General features: G+C 41.6%; 16 protein-coding genes. 1 reads left to right on the top strand and 15 read right to left on the bottom strand.

The annotated features are described in order from the left end of the window. Positions 1–80: 80 nt before the first annotated feature. From NYE79_RS03630 to NYE79_RS03560, 15 genes are all read right to left on the bottom strand, one after another. The gene (locus NYE79_RS03630; protein WP_000797147.1) at positions 81–569 is read right to left on the bottom strand and encodes a DUF6773 family protein; all 489 of its coding nucleotides are present in this window, start codon (positions 567–569) and stop codon (positions 81–83) included. After that, the gene (locus tag NYE79_RS03625; protein ID WP_001107502.1) at positions 559–768 is read right to left on the bottom strand and encodes a helix-turn-helix transcriptional regulator; all 210 of its coding nucleotides are present in this window, start codon (positions 766–768) and stop codon (positions 559–561) included. The genes NYE79_RS03630 and NYE79_RS03625 overlap by 11 nt, the downstream gene beginning before the upstream one ends. A 198-nt stretch (positions 769–966) precedes the next feature. Continuing rightward, a complete protein-coding gene (locus tag NYE79_RS03620; protein ID WP_000558479.1) occupies positions 967–1,377 on the bottom strand; it encodes a GNAT family N-acetyltransferase in 411 nt (136 codons plus the stop codon). 100 nt (positions 1,378–1,477) lie between these two features. After that, a complete protein-coding gene (locus NYE79_RS03615; RefSeq protein WP_216728686.1) occupies positions 1,478–2,842 on the bottom strand; it encodes an amino acid permease in 1,365 nt (454 codons plus the stop codon). A gap of 76 nt (positions 2,843–2,918) precedes the next feature. Continuing rightward, positions 2,919–3,401 carry a transcription elongation factor GreA gene (gene greA / locus NYE79_RS03610; protein ID WP_000818765.1) on the bottom strand — a complete coding sequence of 161 codons (483 nt, stop codon included), beginning with the start codon at positions 3,399–3,401 and terminating at the stop codon, positions 2,919–2,921. Positions 3,402–3,463: 62 nt separating this feature from the next. Further along, positions 3,464–5,215, bottom strand: a complete 1,752-nt coding sequence (gene mltG, locus NYE79_RS03605; RefSeq protein ID WP_083307426.1) for an endolytic transglycosylase MltG — start codon at positions 5,213–5,215, stop codon at positions 3,464–3,466. A gap of 80 nt (positions 5,216–5,295) precedes the next feature. Further along, the gene (locus tag NYE79_RS03600; RefSeq protein ID WP_049478908.1) at positions 5,296–5,793 is read right to left on the bottom strand and encodes a GNAT family N-acetyltransferase; all 498 of its coding nucleotides are present in this window, start codon (positions 5,791–5,793) and stop codon (positions 5,296–5,298) included. Beyond that, the gene (locus tag NYE79_RS03595; RefSeq protein ID WP_042902070.1) at positions 5,790–6,257 is read right to left on the bottom strand and encodes a GNAT family N-acetyltransferase; all 468 of its coding nucleotides are present in this window, start codon (positions 6,255–6,257) and stop codon (positions 5,790–5,792) included. Before NYE79_RS03595 ends, NYE79_RS03600 begins: the two co-directional genes overlap by 4 nt. 9 nt (positions 6,258–6,266) lie before the next feature. Beyond that, positions 6,267–7,601 carry a UDP-N-acetylmuramate--L-alanine ligase gene (gene murC / locus NYE79_RS03590; RefSeq protein WP_049478909.1) on the bottom strand — a complete coding sequence of 445 codons (1,335 nt, stop codon included), beginning with the start codon at positions 7,599–7,601 and terminating at the stop codon, positions 6,267–6,269. Between the two features lie 11 nt (positions 7,602–7,612). Next, positions 7,613–8,224: a cystathionine gamma-synthase gene (locus NYE79_RS03585; RefSeq protein WP_339293794.1), complete on the bottom strand. Its 612-nt coding sequence runs from the start codon at positions 8,222–8,224 to the stop codon at positions 7,613–7,615. Positions 8,225–8,271: 47 nt separating this feature from the next. Continuing rightward, a complete protein-coding gene (locus NYE79_RS03580) occupies positions 8,272–11,394 on the bottom strand; it encodes a DEAD/DEAH box helicase (RefSeq protein WP_339293793.1) in 3,123 nt (1,040 codons plus the stop codon). Between the two features lie 92 nt (positions 11,395–11,486). Next, positions 11,487–12,653 (bottom strand): MalY/PatB family protein, encoded by a 1,167-nt coding sequence (locus tag NYE79_RS03575; protein ID WP_125328244.1) that lies wholly within the window; start codon positions 12,651–12,653, stop codon positions 11,487–11,489. 7 nt (positions 12,654–12,660) lie between these two features. Further along, the gene (locus NYE79_RS03570; protein WP_070535100.1) at positions 12,661–13,755 is read right to left on the bottom strand and encodes a cystathionine gamma-synthase; all 1,095 of its coding nucleotides are present in this window, start codon (positions 13,753–13,755) and stop codon (positions 12,661–12,663) included. Positions 13,756–13,900: 145 nt separating this feature from the next. Continuing rightward, positions 13,901–15,859: a peptide ABC transporter substrate-binding protein gene (locus NYE79_RS03565; RefSeq protein WP_339293792.1), complete on the bottom strand. Its 1,959-nt coding sequence runs from the start codon at positions 15,857–15,859 to the stop codon at positions 13,901–13,903. A gap of 202 nt (positions 15,860–16,061) precedes the next feature. After that, positions 16,062–17,684: a polysaccharide biosynthesis protein gene (locus NYE79_RS03560; protein WP_339293791.1), complete on the bottom strand. Its 1,623-nt coding sequence runs from the start codon at positions 17,682–17,684 to the stop codon at positions 16,062–16,064. Between the two features lie 105 nt (positions 17,685–17,789). Between NYE79_RS03560 and NYE79_RS03555 the strand changes: the two genes are divergently transcribed. After that, a complete protein-coding gene (locus NYE79_RS03555) occupies positions 17,790–19,235 on the top strand; it encodes a UDP-N-acetylmuramoyl-L-alanyl-D-glutamate--L-lysine ligase (protein ID WP_180833375.1) in 1,446 nt (481 codons plus the stop codon). Positions 19,236–19,264: the final 29 nt, after the last annotated feature.

Below are 19,264 nucleotides of genomic sequence, written 5' to 3'. Positions count from 1 at the left end.
GTATTCTGCCACTTTCACACCATCCGATAAATTAGTACTATTATAACACATTTTTTCAAGATTGATAAAAACTTAACAAGCTAATTCCCACTCTCCAGTTCATCCATATCTTGCTCAAACTTTTTTTGAGCCCATTCGCCATAACTTTTAAGGCCGAGATTGGCGATAAAAACCCAAGGAAGGTAAATCAGATAAGTAATGGCCCAAGCAGACAAGTATTTAACGTTCAAAGGGTTGTGCTGATAAATTTCTATGTTGAATTGATAATTCTGCAACATCAAGAGAGACGTAATAGCGAGAGTTACCAGCAAACACCCTATAATTGTAAAATGAAAACGACTATAGTAGGTCACTCCAAGTTGTCGTGCACGATTGAAAAAGAATAAAATTCCTAATAAAAGGGTAACCAGAAGAATATCAGGATTAAAAAGAGCAGGTGCTAATATTGCCACCAAATAACTTAGCAGAATGAGCCCGATAAACACATGAAAAGACTCTGTCCCAGCTTTGTTAATCAGTTGTTCTTCTCTTTCGTCTAATAATTGATAATAAAAAAATCTATTTTTCATCTTCTTCCTCCCAAAATAATTGATCTAATGTTTTTCCTAAGCATCTGCAAATGGACTGACAGAGGGAGAGACTAGGATTATATTTCCCTGCTTCTATCAAGCCTATAGTCTGCCTAGTAACACCCACAGCTTCTGCCAAATCCCCTTGTGTTAAATCACGCTCTACCCGAGCTAATTTTAATTTTAAATTTTTAGCCACTAGCGTCCTCCTTCAAAATTTTAAAAAGTTGCGCCTCTTTTAAAAACATTATACCATATATCTAACTTAATGCAATATATAAATGTCATTTTGTAATATTTTATTAACAAAAAAACTCTCTATCATCTTACATGATAAAGAGTATTCGTTCTTTTTTGATACTTAGCTAAGTTCCTCTCCAAAAGAAAGAAGTCTAGGTCACAAATCCTTTTGGTAATAAAATCTTTGCCCTGTGTAGGGATAGTCTTGCAAGGTAAAGACTTCCTTGTAGCCATGGCTTATATAAAAATCTGGCGCTTGAAACTGGTAAGTATTGACAAAAGCAAAACGACAGTTTCGTTTCTTAGCTTCACTTTCAGCTCGCTGCAATAGTTTCGAACCGATTCCTTGTCCCCGTAATTCCTCTTTCACAAACAAATATTCGATTTCCAGCCAATTTCCGAAAGTCTCAGCTACTAAGCCCGCCATGAGATTGCCCTTTTCGTCTTCGAGATAAAGATTCAGTGGCTCGCTCTCAACCTCTTCTCTTTTGGAACGATTATAAGCACGAATCAAATCCCCTATTTCTTGCGCTTTAAGCGATTCCTTATTTTCCAATCTAACGTGCATTCAAACCTCCTAATAAACTGCTACAACTTGATTATAGTCATATTTCAATAAACTGTCAAACTAGCAAAAACTCACCAAACAGAGTTGATGAGTTCATGATTTATTTTCTAAATTTCCACTGACTATAAATCCCAAAAACAAAGATCCAGATAGCAGAACCAACTGCCCCCATGAAGGTAGACTCTTGCAAAAAGAGAGTCACGAAAACAAAGACAAAAAAGAGAATGGTTAGGGGATTAAGCAAGCGATACTGAGGCATAAGGTAGCCATCAGCCATGAAGTCTTGTGACTTGCGGTATTTGAGATGGGCCACCATAATCAAGATATAAATCGCGATGTAAACACCTGATGAGGATGCGGTGATCAAAGCAAAGGCATCTGAAACACCTGGTAGCACATTGATAAAGGCAGCGAGAGCAATCAAGATTGCTGAGGCAATGATGGCATTTTGTGGAACATTGTGACGAGAAAGGGTATCGACCTTGATGGCCTTTAAGAAACGATTTGGCGAATCATGGGCAATCTGATATAAGTGTCTCCCTGTTGAGTAGAGAGTTGAGTTAAGCGCAGACGCTGCTGAGGTCAAGACAACAAAGTTGATTAGAGCCGCTGCCCACTTGATCCCTGCCAGTTCAAAAACCGTTACAAATGGAGAATCTGAAGAATTAAGATAAGACCAAGGAATAATGGCCATAATCGCAATGAGAGCTCCCCCATAGAAGAAGATAATTCTGAGAGGAATTTCCTTAACAGCTTTAGGTAAGACCTGACGAGGGTTCTTTGTTTCAGAAGTTGTCACCCCGATAAACTCAATCATCAGATAGGCAAAAAATACCATTTGAAAGGCCATGACAAAGTTCATAACTCCGTTTGGAAAAAGAGAGAACTGGTCGCTGATATTTGCCAAACTTGCAACACCATGCGGTGTCTTAAAGCCTGTCAAAACCATAAAAATCCCAGTGGCAATCATGGCTAAAATCGCCACAATCTTGACCATAGCAAACCAAAACTCGACTTCTCCAAAAAGCTTAACTGCAATCAGGTTGACCAAAGCCAAAATCGTTAAAAAGACAAGCTGAATCAGCCAGCTAGGCCAGGTAGGGAACCAGAAGCGGACATAGTCTGAGATGGCAGTGATTTCTGCCATACCGATAAAGACAACTGACAGCCAATAAGACCAAACTGAGAAATATCCCCAGCCTTTACCCAAATGACGGGTAATAAAGTTGATAAAGGTATGCTGTTCTGGATCCTGATACAGCATCTCTCCAACAGCCCTCATCATCAAAAACATAAAGGCTCCTGTAATCATGTAAATCAGGATGATAGAAGGTCCTGTAAGGCTGATAGAGCGACCAGCACCTAGGAAAAGTCCAGTTCCGATTGTTCCTGCAATGGCCATCACCTGAACATGGCGATTGGTTAAACCACGCTCCATTTTGTTTTTCTTCTTATTTTCACTCATATTGTCTCCTATTTATCCAAAAAACCAAAAAGGAGTTGAGCAAGGTAAAACCTTCACTACTCCTTTTTCATCCTATTTAGGCTGTTTTTTCAACCTTTAAGATTTTGACATCATAGCTACCAACTGGTGTTTCAATCGTTGCAGTATCGCCAGTCTTCTTGCCAATCAAAGCACGGCCAATCGGACTTTCATTTGAGACTTTACCAGCAAAAGCATCTGCACCTGCAGAACCGACGATGATGTAGACCTCTTCTTCGTCTTCACCGACTTCTTGGATTGTAACTGTTTTACCGATTGCTACCTCATCTTGGGCAACTGCATCGCTATTAACAATTTCAGCATAGCGAATCTTTGTTTCTAGACTTGAAATTTGACCTTCAACAAAAGCTTGTTCATCTTTCGCTGCTTCATACTCACTATTTTCTGAAAGGTCTCCATAGGAACGAGCAATCTTGATACGCTCTACGACTTCAGGGCGTCGAACGAGTTTCAACTCCTCTAATTCTTTTTCTAGTTTTTCCTTTTCTTCAAGGGTCATTGGGTAAGTTTTTTCTGCCATTTTTTTAACTTTCTTTTCTATTTACTTTTTTAAAACAAAATTATGTGGAAAACCACATAATTTTAGTTTGAACTACTTGCTTGAGGTAACTTGCTATTGATATGCTCTGCAACGTTTTGATCATGTTCTTCTTTTGTTGTTGCAAAGTATACTTTACCATCTTCAACATTTGCTACAAAGTACAAGTACTCACTCTTTGTCTGGTTTACACTTGCTTCAATCGCATCCGAACTTGGGCTATCAACCGGTCCAGGCATGAGACCAAGGTGTGTGTAAACATTGTATGGTGAATCAATCGTTGTATCAATTCCAGCGTCATCTGCTAAACTAATCTTTTGACCAAGTTTTCCTTGAGCATATAGGATAGCGATATTACTTTGAAGTGGCATACCGGCATTCAAGCGGTTATAGAAGACACCTGCGATTTTCTTGCGGTCTTCGGTCTTAGCTCCTTCTTTTTCGACAAGAGAAGCAATGCTGAGCAATTCATTAACTGTCAGATTCTTTTCTTTGATCGTAGCGTAATATGGTGACATAGCCTTATCCATAGCAGCCACCATCTCATCAATCAAACTTTCAACAGTTGTACTGTCTTTGATTGTATAGGTCGCTGGGAAAAGGTAGCCTTCAAGACGATAACGAACGCTACTATCTTTTGTTGGAAGACTTCCAAGTAGGTTTGGATACTTGGCTACTAATTGTGAGATAAAGGTCTCATCTTGAGCTTTTGCCAAGAAAGCATCCGCAGTAAGAGGCTCTTTAAATTCACCTTGAAGTTGTCCTACTGTTTGAGCGATTTGCTCTAATGTATAGCCTTCTGGAATGGTCAAGTTTGAAAGAACAGGTGCCTGAGCTTCAGGAGTCCCACCTTTTTGCAATTCTTGAATCAACTCATCCGTACTCATACTCTTCTTCAAGTTATAATAACCTGACTTCAAGTTGGCATGGCTATAGTATTTAGCATAAAGACTAAAGATAAGTCCATGTTTAACCAAACCAGATTTTTCCAAGGTGCTTCCAATTTCTTGAACATTTGCACCGTCTGGGATTTGAACCGTTACGTAATCCTTAGAGCTCGCATCCACAGGTTTCAAAGAATCTTGCACATAACCATAACCAAAATAACCACCAACTGCAACGAGTACTAGGAGAACTAGAACTGTTACTAGGCAACCTTTAGCTTTTGATTTTTTCTTTTTCTTAGTTGATGTTGCACCTTGACGACGACTACGACGTGGAGCATCAGCTAATCCACTGCTAGATTCTGTAGAAACAGGCTCTACTCTTTCAGGCATTCCTGGAGTGATTTCCTCTTTCTTGTCTTCTGTTTTATAGGTTACGGCTACCTTAGTCGGAGTATCGTTAAATTCTTTTTCTTCGGGTTTAAGCTCAACTGGTTCTACCTTAGGTTGAACAGGTTCCACTACAGGTTCTTCAGCCAGATGAATCGGCTCTACTAGAGGTTCGTCAGATTCTACAACTTCAATCTTATCAATGATTGGCTGTCTAATCTCTTCCTCTTCTTGGTCATCCGTTTCATCAGTTCTATCACTTGAAAGTGGAGGAACACTTGGTGCATTTTTTAGGATTTTATCGACAACAGATAGGGAATCAGCCATCAACTCTTCTGTTGATGTTTCTGTTTCACGATTTGAAGGAGTTGCTGAACTAGCTTGAGATGATGAAGCCGTCAGATTTGGAATCTCTACTTCTTTCTCTCTTCTATCTTGTTCTTTTACTCTTTCTAAATCACGTAGAATCTGCTCTTTAAAGCTTAATTTTTCTTCTTCTCTTGATTTTTCAGTCAAAAGCATTACCTCCTTGTTGACAATCCATAATATTATATCTTAAAAGTCGCAGAAAAGCAACCAACTAGGGCATTCCCTAGCTAGTTTTATTGATTTTCAGGCTGCCAGACCATATCATACCATGTTTCCCCAGCAAAGCTTGACTGAGATATTCCTTCATTAACAAAGCCGTGCTTTTCATAATAGGCGATAAGGTAATCATGACATGTCAGGTTAATGCCCTCTCGCTCATGTTCTAAAGCGACTTCTTTCAAAGCCTTTAATAGTCTTTTCCCCACTCCCAAAGCTTGTGCTTCCTTGGCAATAGATAGGCAAGTCACAGAAATATAACCTCCAGGTTGATGGCTATAGTCTTTTATTTCTTCTGTAAAGGACTGATCATGTAGATGGCGGTGCGGAACGACTGGACCTTCGATATAACCAAGAATACGCCCCTCTTTTTCAGCTACCAGAAAACTGGTCTGAATTTCCCGCAAATGGGCCTCAAAGACCGAACGAGGAATAGCTTCTTCAAGGGAAAAATTCTCTAGCTCTATCTCTATAATCCGATCTAAATCCGAAAATCTTGCTTGTCTGATTTTCATATTTCCTCCTGATAAAAGGGATTTCCCCAAATCAGATACCATTCAGAGCCACTGCCATAATGACTCTCGGTCACTTCTTCTTCAACAAAGCCATTCATTTCAAAATATGATAGTAGTTCATCAGGACTCTGCAAAAGAATACCTTGATAATCTAGTTCGACTGTCACCTGTTTCAAGGCTGCAAGAAGAAGAGTTCCCAGCCCCTGTCCCCAATGGTCAGGATGAATAGTCAAGGATTTTACTTCTATCCATTTGGGATGAATAGACTGAGCTTCTCCCAAAACATAGCCCACGAGCTGATTTTCATCCCCAGCTACAAGAAAGGTACCCGCAGTCTTGCGGATACTCTCTTCTAAAGATTGGCGGCTAAGTGACTCTTCTGATGAAGGATTGGCTTCTTCAATCGCCAACATTTCTTCTAAATCTGATAAGGTAGCTTGCCTTATAGTGATTGGAATTTCCATCTGTTTTCCTTATTGGACGTTGCTTGTCAAGTTAGACAAGAGACGTTCAAATGAATATTCATAGGTTTGGATGTCTCCTGCACCCATAAAGACGTAAACAGCATTGTCATGGTCTAGGAGTGGAGAGACATTTTCAACAGTGATAACCTGATGTTTCTTGTTGATTTTATTGGCTAAGTCTTCTACTTTGACATCACCATGGTCCACTTCACGGGCTGATCCATAGATTTGCGCTAGGTAGACGGCGTCTGCTTGATTCAAAGCATGGGCAAATTCGTCCAACAAGGCAATGGTTCTTGTAAAGGTATGCGGTTGGAAGATTGCCACGATTTCCTTGCTTGGATATTTCTGACGAGCCGCATCCAAGGTTGCAATGATTTCTGTTGGATGGTGGGCAAAGTCATCAATAATCACTGTATCATTGACTATTTTTTCAGTGAAACGACGCTTAACACCTGCAAATGTTTTCAAGTGTTCACGGACCAAGTTCAAGTCAAATCCAGCTGTGTAAAGAAGACCAATAACAGCAGTCGCATTCATGATATTGTGACGACCAAAGGTTGGAATGTGGAATTGACCCAATTCTTGACCACGGAAATGAACGGTGAAGGTCGAACCAGTCGTAGAACGAAGGAGATCACTAGCTACAAAGTCATTGTCCTCAGCTTCAAAGCCATAGTAATAGATTGGCGCATTGGCTGTGATCTTACGCAACTCAGCATCCTCACCGTAAACAAACAAACCTTTACTAATTTGTTTGGCATAGTCGTTAAAGGCATTGAAAACATCCTCTAGACTTGTAAAGTAGTCTGGATGGTCAAAGTCAATGTTGGTGATGATAGAGTATTCTGGGTGGTAAGGCATGAAATGGCGCTCATATTCGTCTGACTCAAAGACAAAATATTTAGCGTTAGCTGAACCACGACCTGTCCCGTCACCAATCAAGAAGCTGGTATCTGTGATGTGAGACAAGACGTGTGACAACATACCTGTTGTCGAAGTTTTGCCATGAGCTCCTGCCACTCCCATGCTGACAAAGTCGCGCATAAAGCTACCTAGGAATTCATGGTAACGTTTGTAGCTGATACCATTTTGATCCGCATAGGCGATTTCAACATTGTTGTCTGGACGAAAGGCATTCCCCGCGATAATCTCCACATCACCTTGTAGGTTCTTTTCATCAAAAGGAAGAATCGCAATCCCTGCCTGCTCTAGTCCACGTTGAGTAAAGTAATATTTTTCAACGTCTGAACCTTGAACCTTGTGTCCCATTTGGTGCAACATCAAGGCTAGGGCACTCATCCCTGATCCCTTGATTCCAATAAAATGATATGTTTTTGACATGCTTTTCTCCCCTACTCAGTAATTCTTGTCAGATTCAACTCTTGGGCAACCTGACGTTCCTGTTCTGTTTGCTTATTCTTTTTATTATAGATTTGACTCTTCTTTAGAAAATCATAGTTGTTCTTGTTAGCTTTTTCCGTTTGGGTTTTCGGAGTTGGATTCGCCACTTGGCCAACCTCCTCAGCTAAGATATAGTGAGACTGGCTCAAGTTTTTACTAAATTTGGCAAACTCACCTGGATTTTCCTTTTGAAATGGTGCTGTTGGTTGGTTTCCTTGACGAACAAGTGTTGAACCATTGTGTCGTCTGGTATGACTAACATCCTGAGTCAAATACTTGGCTGAACGTTTCTTCTTCAAGTCCGCACGCGCCTCTTCTCGAGCCAATTCAGCATAGGTTTTTTCAACCTTTTTAGATTCTGGGCTCGGCTTTGACTCCTTATTAACCACTGGAGAAACTACGGTTTCTTCCTCATTGATAGGAGACCATTCCAAATAGTTCTTATCGCGGTAATCACCTTTGATATTGCTAATAAAGTCTGACTCATCGTACAAGTCCATGACTGGCATTTTGGTCAGCATGATCTCATCATCTGACACCAATGGAAATCGATCTTGTTTCATTTTGTATTTCCTTTCAACACTTCATTATAGCGTATTGTCTTGATTTTTCAAGTGCTGGCTTCAGAAATTCCCAAAATTTCACGAATTTCTGCCAGACTGAGACTCGCACGCGACTCCGTACCATCTAAAACTTGGGAAACCAAATGTTTCTTTTGTTCTTGAAGTTCTTGGATTTTTTCTTCAATGGTCCCCTTGGTAATCAAACGATAGACCTCGACCATCTGCTCCTGCCCCATGCGGTGAGCTCTTCCGATAGCCTGGGCTTCGACAGCGGGATTCCACCAAAGGTCAACTAAAATAACCGTATCAGCTCCCGTTAGATTGAGACCAACACCACCCGCCTTAAGGGAGATGAGAAAGGCATCTCTCTCCCCTTGGTTAAAGGCCTTAGTCATCTCCTGTCTGTCTTGAGCAGGAGTTGAACCTGTGATTTTGAAGGAGGTCAAGCCCAAGTCTGGGAGTTCTTTCTCGATTTTTTCCAACATTCCTTTGAACTGGGAGAAAATCAAGACCCGATGCCCACCATCAGCCACTTGTAGCAATAAATCTCGGAGACTATCGAGTTTACCACTGGCTCCTTGGTAATCGTCCATGAAGAGAGCTGGCGTATCGCAGATCTGGCGCAAACGCATGAGTCCAGATAAGATTTCTACCCGACTTCTCTGGAATTCTTGATCTGTCACTTGCGCTAGGCGGTCTCGCATCTGTTGCAACTGGGCTAGATAGATAGCCTTCTGTTGGTCTTCCAGTTCATTTTTATAGACGACTTCGATCAGATCAGGCAGTTCTGTTAGGACTTCTTCTTTCTTACGCCTCATGACGAAGGGTTTGATAAACTGCGCGACTCGGTCAGCCGGTAATTTCATAAACTCCTTTTTACTTGGCAAGAGCCCCGGAAGCACAATTTGAAAGATAGACCACAACTCTCCTAAATGATTTTCGATGGGCGTACCCGACAAAGCAAAGACTGCCGGCACCACAAACTGGCGCAAACTCTGAGCAATCTTGGTTTGGGCATTTTTCATGACCTGGGCTTCATCTAAGAAGAGAACATCAAAAGCCATCTCTTGATAAAGCTCGCTGTCTTGACGAAAGGTGGCATAGCTAGTCACATAGATTTGGTGATTTTCAGAAAGAATCGCTTCTCGATTCGCTTTCAAACCATGAACGACAGCCAAATCCAACTGTGGGGCAAATTTCCTGAATTCATCTGCCCAGTTGTAGATTAAACCTGACGGCGCTAAAATCAAGACCCGACTGTCTTCTGTCACCTGACTGGTCAAAAAAGCGATGGTTTGCAATGTTTTTCCCAGTCCCATATCATCTGCCAGAATGCCACCAAAGCCATAGTGATGAAGCATCTGGAGCCAACGGACTCCCTTTTCCTGATAGTCTCTCAAACTCGCCTGCACCCGTATATCTCCCAAAGGAAAGTCCTCTGGATGGGTCAAATCATGAGCTAAATGCTGAAATTCTTCCGAGAAGGAAATCCTGTCTCGACCTTCAAACAACTGAGACAAACTGTAAGCTAAGGATTTCCGAGCCTGAAAAGAACCATCTTTTATCTCAACTCCCAGTTCCTGCAAATTTTGACGAATCTGCTTGGTTTCCTCATCAAAAAAGTACACTTGATCAGAAGAACTGATATAGAAATCCTGATTGCTGGTCAGGGCTTTAAGAGCTTGGTCAATCTCTTCTTGGGCAATCCCTTGGAAATCAAATTGGATTTCCAACAATCCTCCCTTGGACTCAATCTGAACCTGAGGAGCTTGGACGCTGTAGAGCTGATTCATCTCATCAGACAAGAAAACCTGACCCAACTTATCAAAAGTTGGAATCGTATGGTGAAAGAAAGAATAAACTGCCTCTGACTTCAAAGCCTGTCTCCAAGACTGAAAATCAGCCTCAAAACCAGCCCCTAAACAGACTTGAAATAGCTGATTTTCCAAGACGGCATCGCTTGAAAATGGTAATTGTTCCAGCTGTTGACGACTAGTTACCTTAACATCTCCATAGTCAAACTGGATATCCAAACGGATGCGGCCGTCATCCTCCCTATCAAAGTAAAAGATTGGTGAAAAGGGTCTGATTTGTAAGCGCTCAGGAGCAGAAACTGTTCCTAGCTGTCCAAACAAAGGCAGACAGGCGGCTAGGCGGTCACGATCACTATTGTCAAACTGGAGGCATTTTCTCCCTCTTTCCTCCTGAGGAAGCTCCTTGATTTCCTTTAGGAGGCTGATTTGTTTAGGGTTTAAGAGATAAAGATTCCCCTTACGAAAGAGAACTGCCCCTCCATAGAATACGTTAACTCGCTCACTTTCAGAAATCTCCATCTCAATATAATCGGGAAACTCCTGCACGGAAAAAGAGAAAAGGTTTGCTTCTGGATCTAAATCATGAAAGAGAAGATTTTCATAACTAGTAATCTGGTGTTCAAAATGAAAATCTTCCAAGTTCATCAGCAACTCCACTCCCTGCTCAAAAAAGGTCAGAGGGAAAAAGAGGTGACGACCTTGATTAGGGAAAAAGAGGTGACGACCTTGATTAGGGAAAAAGAGGTCTTGACTCAGTCCCTCCTCAATTAAGCCACATAAAAAAGTAAGAACTTCTTGACTAGCTGTATCAAAAGTATCCCAAGACAAGTCATTTTCATAGTGTTTCCCAATCATATATGGCTTTCGATGGACCAAGACCTTCAAAAAGAGAGGGATGTCACGAATGACATAATATTTTTGACTATCAACTAAACCGATTCGGAGAGTCCAAAGGAGGCGATTGGTCCCAGCTTCCACCTGACCTAGAGCCGACAAAGTGTAGATTTTCTCTCTCTTCTGAGGTTGGATACGCTCCAAAAAACTACCGCCAAAACTAACCTTGGTTTCGACCTCTTCTTGCTCTTCATGTCCTTTTTCTATGGCTTGTAAAATCACCTGGCCTTCTTCGTCGTTCTTCAGATAATGCTCGAGCGCTGCGAGGTGAACACAGTAACCTCTCTTTTGGTAAAAATCGCAAGCACAAAAAACCAGATCATCCTCTAAACTGTAGCGCAAGTCTTCTCCCGCCACACGAGTATAGAGGCGATTCCCTTTTTCCTTGATAATCTCAATGTTGCCCGTTTCATAGAGTGTAACCCCCTCCATGCGCAACTTTCCCGGAATCAATTTAGCCATAGTTACCCCTTTATCTTATCTTTTCATTATACCACATTTTCCCCTACGAAAATAGCCTTCTAGGAAGACTTTTCTCCTAGAAGGCTGGATTTTTAAAGTGTAGCAAAAGTGGTCACGATACGTTGGCAAACTTCTTCTAGTACTGACTTCGGCATGGCTACATTGAGGCGGGCATGAAGAGTTCCCTCCTCTCCAAAGTCCAAACCTCGATTCAAGATAACCTTGGCTTCATTCTTCAAAAGCTCTTGCAAGCGGTCATCCGTTAGGTCATAGGCTGAAAAATCAAGCCAAATCAAGTAGGTACCTTGCGGTTTCATGACCTTAATCTTGGTTTCGTTGTCCAAAACATCCACTACATAGTTAATGTGGTCCTCGATAACTTCTTTTAGTTCTCCTAACCAGTCCTTACCATAACGGTAGGCAGCTTCTGTCGCCAAATAACCCAAGCCTGAGATTTCATGTTGGTTATTGGCCAACTGGCGTTTTTGGAAAGCCACACGAAGCTTGGGATTTTCAATAACTGCATAGGAATTCTTGGTCCCAGCAATATTAAAGGTCTTAGTGGCACTACTCAAGATAAGGGCAAAGTCTTTAAAAGCGGGATCAATGGTATTGAATGACTGGTGTTTGCGACCAAAGAGAGCCAAATCTTGGTGAATCTCATCTGAAACCAACAAAACACCATGTTTTTGGCAGAGATGCCCAATCTTTTCTAACACTTCCTTTTCCCAAACACGTCCACCAGGATTGTGGGGATTGCAAAGGATATAAAGCTTCACATCCTCTTCTACCAATTGATTCTCCAACTGGTCAAAGTCAATCTCAAACAGCCCATCCTTTTCCACCAAAGAATTGGTAATCAATCTGCGATTGTTCAGTTTGACACTGCGTGCAAAGGGTGGATAGACCGGTGTGTTAATCAGGACAGCCTCTCCTTCTTTTGTAAAGGCTTGAATGGCTGTTGAAATAGCTGGTACCACTCCCTCAATAAAGACGAGGGCATCCTTATCAAAGTGATAGCCATGTTGTGTGGCTTCCCAGTCCTGAACCGACTGAATCAAAGCATCACTAGCATAAGTATAGCCATAGACCAACTGATCTGCGTAGGCTTGTACAGCTCGTCGAACCTCAGGCAAAACCACAAAGTCCATATCTGCTATCCAGGCTGGTAGAACTTCGCGATCAGCTTCTGATTCTTTCCATTTATAGGTATGGTGCCCAAAACGATTGGGCAGGCTTGTAAAATCATATTTTCCCATATCTATCTTATCCTTCCAAAGCTTGGCGCAAGTCCGCAATCAAATCTCTAGCATCTTCAATCCCAATGGATAAACGCAAGAGGTCATCTGTTAAGCCATAGGAATGGCGCACTTCTGCCGGAATATCCGCATGGGTTTGCGTCGTCGGATAGGTGATCAGACTCTCTACCCCACCCAAACTTTCTGCAAATGAGAAGACCTTGAGGCTATTTAAAATATGAGGAATACGTTTTTCATCCACTACTTTAAAGGAAATCATACCCCCACGTCCAGTATAGAGCACTTCCTTGACAGCAGGTGAATCCTTCAAAAAGGCAACCACTTCTTGGGCATTGGCTGTAGAACGCTCCATACGAAGAGGTAGAGTTTTAAGACCACGAATCAACTGATAACTATCAAATGGTGACAAGACCGCACCAGTCGTATTGAGATTGTAGAACAGTTGTTCATATAGTTCTAAACTATTAGTCACAACCACCCCAGCTAAAACATCATTGTGCCCTGCTAAGTACTTGGTGGCAGAATGAAGAACGATATCCGCACCATCTTCAATCGGACGTTGGTAAATCGGACTGTAGAAGGTATTGTCCACCACTACCTTGGCACCCTTGGCATGAGCTAGTTTGGCTAGTTTGGCAATATCAAATTCCAACATCAAGGGATTGGTTGGCGTTTCGATATAGAGAACATCCACATCATTTTCCAGCTCAGTAATCAACTCTGCTTCAGTATTGGCATAGGTAAAATGGAAACGACCTTCCTGCTCCACTTGGTTGAACCAACGGAAAGAACCACCATAAAGGTCTCGCACTGCCAAGACTTTACTTCCTACTGGAAAGACACTAAAGGCCAGTACAATCGCAGCCATACCTGAGCTCGTTGCTAGGGCATAGTCCGCTGATTCAATAGCCGCCAAAACCTCCTCCGCCTTACTACGAGTTGGGTTTTTAGTACGGGTATAGTCAAATCCAGTAGACTGGCCAAACTCTGGATGCTGATAAGTGGTTGAAAAATGAAGCGGTGTCACCAAGGCACCTGTCGCCTTATCCGACTTGATCCCAGCCTGGGCCAAAATTGTGTTGATGTGTAGTTCTTTGCTCATACAATACCTCCAAATCTATAGTAACTATTGTACCACTTATTTTCACTAACTTATTTTCTTGTTTTCAAGAGCTAGCTATAGTTTCAAACTATATAAAAACGATAGTTCCTTGAGAAACTATCGTTTTTCCTGTTGAATAGACTGGTTATTTAACGTGTTTTGCCAGTTCTTCTTGGGCTTTTTTATTTGATTCTTCTTTTTCTTTTAGCCATTTTTCTTTCGCTTTCTCATACTCATCAGCCGTTACAGTCTTATCTTGCAACTTGAGGTACTTGTATGATTCGACACCCTTATTTCCAGCTTGTGAGAATGGTGATGAGAATGGAACTGTCTTTCTCAAGGTCGGTGTTCCACCCTGAGAAACGTTTGGAATAGCAAGGGCGCTATCAACGAGCCAAGCTTGAATTTCAGCATATTTTTCATAACGTTTTGCTGGGTCTTGCTCTTTATTAGCTTCTTCCAACATTTGAGTATAGGTATCAAGTCCTACTGCCTTAGCCTTGTCATTGACCTCACCTGGTTCTAGACCAAGGTTTTGCAACATACCACCGTTATTGACATTTAGGATATCTAGATAACTTGATGGATCCAAGTAGTCAGCACTCCAACCGCCATTATAGATATCAAAGTCTTTTTGAGCTGCGGTTTGAGCGAGGTAGCTAGAATTATCGTAGTCATCTGTTGATAACTGTTGGATATCAATAACCACATTCTCAGCTCCTAGAACAGATTCGATGGATTGTTTCAAAGAGCTTGCTTCAAGTACACCTTTTTTAGCTGATTGGTCCACAGATACATCCAAGTGGATTGGGAATTGCACACCCTTAGCTTCCAATTCTTTCTTAGCTTCTGCAAATTTAGCTTTAGCCTTGTCAGGATTGTAGTATGGGTCTTGCGCATCTGCAAAGTTGATTCCTTGCCATTCTTGGCCATAGTTGACCATCTTTTCTGAAACAACATCGCCAAAGTCTTTTCCGTTGATACTTACAAACGTAGGAGGTACCACTAGGTTACGAATAATCTTCGTTGCTCCATCTTCCCCTTGAGATTGAGCTCCATAGGCTGTACGGTTGTAAGCATAGTTGAAGGCTTGACGGAAGTTTTTATTCAGAACTGCTTCTTGGGTAGATTTCTTTTCGATATCTGAGGATTTAGACGTGAAATTATAAGATTTTCTGTCCAAGTTGAAGTTCAAGTAATAAGAAGTTGCATTTTGCATACTATAGATGATGTTATCCTTGTTCTTCTCTTTAATTCCTTCAAAGCTTGAGCTATTTGGATAGAGACGTGCGTAACTGTAGACTCCTTCTACGAAGTTACGAGCTAGGGCATCCTGGTCACTACCGTCATAGTAAGTCAATTTCACATCATCCACAAAGACATTTTTAGCGTCCCAGTAATTTGGATTTTTCTTGTATTCGATAACAGATTTTGAAACAAAAGATTTCATCAAGAAAGGTCCACTATACAAAATGCTAGATGGATCTACCTTACCAAAATCATCCCCTTTTGATTTCAGGAAGTCTGCATTGACAGGGAAGAGAATGGTTGAAGTTGTTTTAGAATTCCAATAAGGTTCTGGACGTGTCAAAGTGTACTGAACTGTTTGGTCGTCAATTGCTTTAACACCGACAGTTGAAAAGTCAGTTGTTTTCCCGTTGATATAGTCATCCAAACCTGCTACAGAGTCTTGAACCAGGTACAAGGCTTCGGATTTTTTATCAGCAGCGTATTTCAAACCTGTCACAAAGTCTTGAGCCGTTACAGGGGCATATTCTTCACCCTCATAAGTATACCATTTTGCATCCTTACGCAATTTGTAGGTATAGGTCAAACCGTCCTGAGAAACAGTCCAATCTTCTGCCAATGATGGAACATAGTTACCATATTGGTCATTTTCCATCAATCCATCCACCAAATTGGTCACGATGTCATTGGTTGTTGCACGGTTTTCTGCAAGATAGTTCAAACTAGATGGATCGCTCGAATAAACATAGTTATATGTTTTAGAAGCGCTACTTGAATTTCCACATGCGCTCAGTAAGATACCTGCGCTTAACACGACACTTGCAAGTGTCAGATACTTGGCCTTAGACTTTTTCATTTCCAGAACCTCCTGTTTAAAAGTTTTGTCTTATTATACAGCTTTGGTTTTATTTAGTCAAGTAATTTCTGAAGAAAAACTTAAAAAAGCATATTTTTTGCTCTTAATTTTAGAAAAAGTTCTCTTTTTTTAAGAAAAATGTAGAATAAAAACCTTTCTGTTAAAGAAAGGTTAAATTTATTACTTTTATTTATAAATCTTTTTACGAGATTTTCAGTCGTGTACGTAGTCTGTCTGCTTGAGCTTTGCCGATTATCTTGTCTAAGAGTCGAGTTCGTAGGCTCATCAAACCATAAAGACCTCCCCCAAGTCCCCCGATGAGAGCCACATAAAGGAAACTCCAGAAACGTCCACTTGGCTGGAAGACAAAACCGAGCAGCCACTGCAAGAAGCCAACTAGGATAAACATGACGAGGGTCAAGATGGTAATCAAAATGGTTCGCTTCAATATAATCTTTCGACGAGCACCCGTTACCTGGCAGATGTCTCGGTACATCACGACATTCGGAATAATCAAACCGATAGTCGTTGAAATCAAGGGACCGTAGCTGTGGAAAATAGCAATGGTTGGCAATTGCAAGACGATCTTAGCAATGGAACCATAGACAAAATAAAGAACTGCCTTGCGGTTGCGGAACATGGCCTGAAGCATAGGAGACAAGACCATATACAAGCCTAGGATAGTAGACTGCAAAACTGCAAAGACAAATAAGCCCATGGCCAGACTATCTGGCTTACCGTAAAAGACTGTATAAAGAGGCTCCCCTACCATGACCACTCCAACCGTTGCCGGCAGTAGAAATAAGAAAAGCATGGTGAGGCTATCTTGGACTAGGCGAGCCGCTGCCTGCAAGTCACCTTTTACATAGTTTTCCGTCAACAATGGCAAACCGACACTCCCAATTGAAACCCCCACAGAGATTAAAATCATAGTAATTTTATTAGGATTGGCTGAAAAATAAGAAAACATGACAACCAAGTCTTCATTGCTGTAGTTGGTAAACCACTTCATGCTATTGATAAAGGTCATCTGGTCTAAAATCTGGAAGAGCTGGATGGCTGATCCTGTCAGGATAAAGGGAATGGCTTCCTTGATGGTATCGACTAAGAGTCGCTTACTATTAATCTTATCCCGCGTTTCAAAGACTCTCTTAAGCAAACCTTCTTGGGCAAGGAAATAAATCAAAACTGCAAAACTTGCCACCATCCCTACAAAGGCCGCAAAGGTTGACTGGGTGACTGCTGATAAATAGTCACCAGAACCCATCTTCATAATGAAGAAGGTTGCCATCAACATCCAGATAACACGAATCACCTGCTCAGCGATTTGACTCATGGCATAAGGTTTCAGGTTGTTCATCCCTTGGAAGAAGCCCCGGATGACACTCATAGATGGGAAAATCAAGACCGCCCAAGCCAAACTCTGCATGATGGGAATCAGGTCTTTCCCCACACCGGACAAATCTGCTAACCAGGGAGAAAAGAGATACAAGACCAAGGCAAAGACTAATCCCAAACCCGTCATAAAGCTTAGGAAACTCCGAATCAAGGCAAAGCTATGCTCTTCTTCTCGCATGGTATTGTACTTAGCCACTTGTTTGGCGACTGCAACAGGGATACCCGCTGTCGAAATCAGCAAGAACCAGGCGTAAATATTGTAGCCCATGGTAAAGAGACCATTGGCCTTAGCGGCATAAGTCCCCATCCAGATATACCAGGGAATAATGTAGATAGCACCAAGGAGGCGACTAATAAAGTTACTAGCTGTTAGCCAAGCAGTTCCTCGCAACATCTGGGCCTGCTGGTGATTGTTTTCGTTAGACATAGCTTCCTCATTCAATTTTGATAACTAGGAAAAGTTCCTTATCTTCCATTATAAACTTTTCCTTGTTACTTGTAAAATTCGGGCTTGAAGTTTATAATAGAAAGTATGATTAAGATTGAAACCGTATTAGATATTTTAAAGAAAGATGGCCTTTTTCGCGAGATTATTGATCAAGGACATTACCACTACAACTACAGTGAGGTTGTTTTTGATAGCATCAGTTACGACAGCAGAAAAGTAAAAGAAGGCACTCTTTTTTTTGCAAAAGGTGCTGCCTTTAAAAAAGAATATCTACTCTCAGCTATCTCGCAGGGGTTAGGTTGGTATGTAGCTGAAATGGACTACGAGGTCGGTATTCCTGTTATTGTCGTGAACGACATTAAGAAAACCATGAGTTTGATTGCTATGGAATTCTATGGCAATCCACAAGAGAAACTCAAAATTCTCGCTTTCACAGGGACAAAAGGAAAGACAACAGCAGCGTACTTTGCTTACCACATCCTATCTCAACGCTACCCAACAGCTCTCTTGTCAACTATGAACACAACTCTGGATGGCGAGACCTTCTTTAAATCTTCCTTCTCAACACCCGAAAATATCGATCTCTTCGACATGATGGCTCAAGCTGTTAAGAATGGTCGAACCCATCTTGTAATGGAAGTCTCTAGCCAAGCCTATCTTGTTCATCGAGTCTATGGCCTGACCTTTGATGTAGGTGTCTTTCTTAACATCACTCCTGACCATATCGGTCCGATTGAGCATCCTAGCTTTGAAGACTACTTCTATCACAAACGTCTCTTGATGAAAAATAGCCGAGCAGTTGTCATTAATAGCGACATGGACCACTTTTCTGTATTGAAAGAACAAGTGGAAGATCAAGAACATGACTTCTATGGTAGCCAGTCAAGTAACCAAATCGAGAACTCCAAAGCCTTTAGCTTTTCCGCTACAGGTAAACTCGCTGGTGATTATGATATCCAACTCATCGGTCACTTCAATCAAGAAAATGCAGTTGCTGCAGGACTTGCCTGCCTCCGTCTCGGATCCAGTCCGGAGGACATCAAAAAAGGGATCGCTGCAACCCGCGTTCCTGGACGTATGGAAGTTCTCACTCAGAAAAATGGAGCCAAGGTCTTCATCGACTATGCCCACAATGGTGATAGTCTGAAAAAACTGATTTCTGTTGTAGAAACTCATCAAACTGGAAAGATTTCTCTGGTTCTCGGTTCGACTGGAAACAAGGGTGAAAGTCGCCGCAAAGACTTTGGCCTCCTCCTCAATCAACATCCCGAGATTCAAGTCTTTCTCACCGCGGATGATCCAAACTATGAGGATCCAATGGCCATTGCTGAAGAAATCAGTAGCTATATCAGTCATCCTGTTGAAAAGATTGCCGATCGTGAACAAGCCATCAAGGCAGCTATGGCCATCACAAATCAAGAACTCGATGCCGTGATTATTGCTGGTAAGGGAGCTGATTGCTACCAGATCGTCCAAGGAAAGAAAGAAGATTATCCTGGAGATGCGGCTATCGCAGAACGTTATCTATAAAAAAATCAAGGGAAGCATTCCCTTGATTT

The sequence above is a fragment of the Streptococcus sp. FSL W8-0197 genome, from assembly GCF_037963785.1.
Taxonomy (GTDB): Bacteria; Bacillota; Bacilli; order Lactobacillales; family Streptococcaceae; genus Streptococcus; species Streptococcus oralis_CQ.
This window is presented reverse-complemented; position numbering and strand designations above follow the sequence as displayed.

What these genes read in the sequence shown, in the direction of transcription:
- NYE79_RS03565 (WP_339293792.1), bottom strand. Translation starts at nt 15,859, where the DNA reads ATGAAAAAGTCTAAGGCCAAGTATCTGACACTTGCAAGTGTCGTGTTA.
- NYE79_RS03555 (WP_180833375.1), top strand. Translation starts at nt 17,790, where the DNA reads ATGATTAAGATTGAAACCGTATTAGATATTTTAAAGAAAGATGGCCTT.
- NYE79_RS03580 (WP_339293793.1), bottom strand. Translation starts at nt 11,394, where the DNA reads ATGGCTAAATTGATTCCGGGAAAGTTGCGCATGGAGGGGGTTACACTC.
- mltG (WP_083307426.1), bottom strand. Translation starts at nt 5,215, where the DNA reads ATGCTTTTGACTGAAAAATCAAGAGAAGAAGAAAAATTAAGCTTTAAA.
- NYE79_RS03585 (WP_339293794.1), bottom strand. Translation starts at nt 8,224, where the DNA reads ATGAAACAAGATCGATTTCCATTGGTGTCAGATGATGAGATCATGCTG.
- NYE79_RS03560 (WP_339293791.1), bottom strand. Translation starts at nt 17,684, where the DNA reads ATGTCTAACGAAAACAATCACCAGCAGGCCCAGATGTTGCGAGGAACT.
- NYE79_RS03570 (WP_070535100.1), bottom strand. Translation starts at nt 13,755, where the DNA reads ATGAGCAAAGAACTACACATCAACACAATTTTGGCCCAGGCTGGGATC.
- NYE79_RS03615 (WP_216728686.1), bottom strand. Translation starts at nt 2,842, where the DNA reads ATGAGTGAAAATAAGAAGAAAAACAAAATGGAGCGTGGTTTAACCAAT.
- NYE79_RS03620 (WP_000558479.1), bottom strand. Translation starts at nt 1,377, where the DNA reads ATGCACGTTAGATTGGAAAATAAGGAATCGCTTAAAGCGCAAGAAATA.
- NYE79_RS03595 (WP_042902070.1), bottom strand. Translation starts at nt 6,257, where the DNA reads ATGGAAATTCCAATCACTATAAGGCAAGCTACCTTATCAGATTTAGAA.
- murC (WP_049478909.1), bottom strand. Translation starts at nt 7,601, where the DNA reads ATGTCAAAAACATATCATTTTATTGGAATCAAGGGATCAGGGATGAGT.
- NYE79_RS03630 (WP_000797147.1), bottom strand. Translation starts at nt 569, where the DNA reads ATGAAAAATAGATTTTTTTATTATCAATTATTAGACGAAAGAGAAGAA.
- NYE79_RS03575 (WP_125328244.1), bottom strand. Translation starts at nt 12,653, where the DNA reads ATGGGAAAATATGATTTTACAAGCCTGCCCAATCGTTTTGGGCACCAT.
- greA (WP_000818765.1), bottom strand. Translation starts at nt 3,401, where the DNA reads ATGGCAGAAAAAACTTACCCAATGACCCTTGAAGAAAAGGAAAAACTA.
- NYE79_RS03600 (WP_049478908.1), bottom strand. Translation starts at nt 5,793, where the DNA reads ATGAAAATCAGACAAGCAAGATTTTCGGATTTAGATCGGATTATAGAG.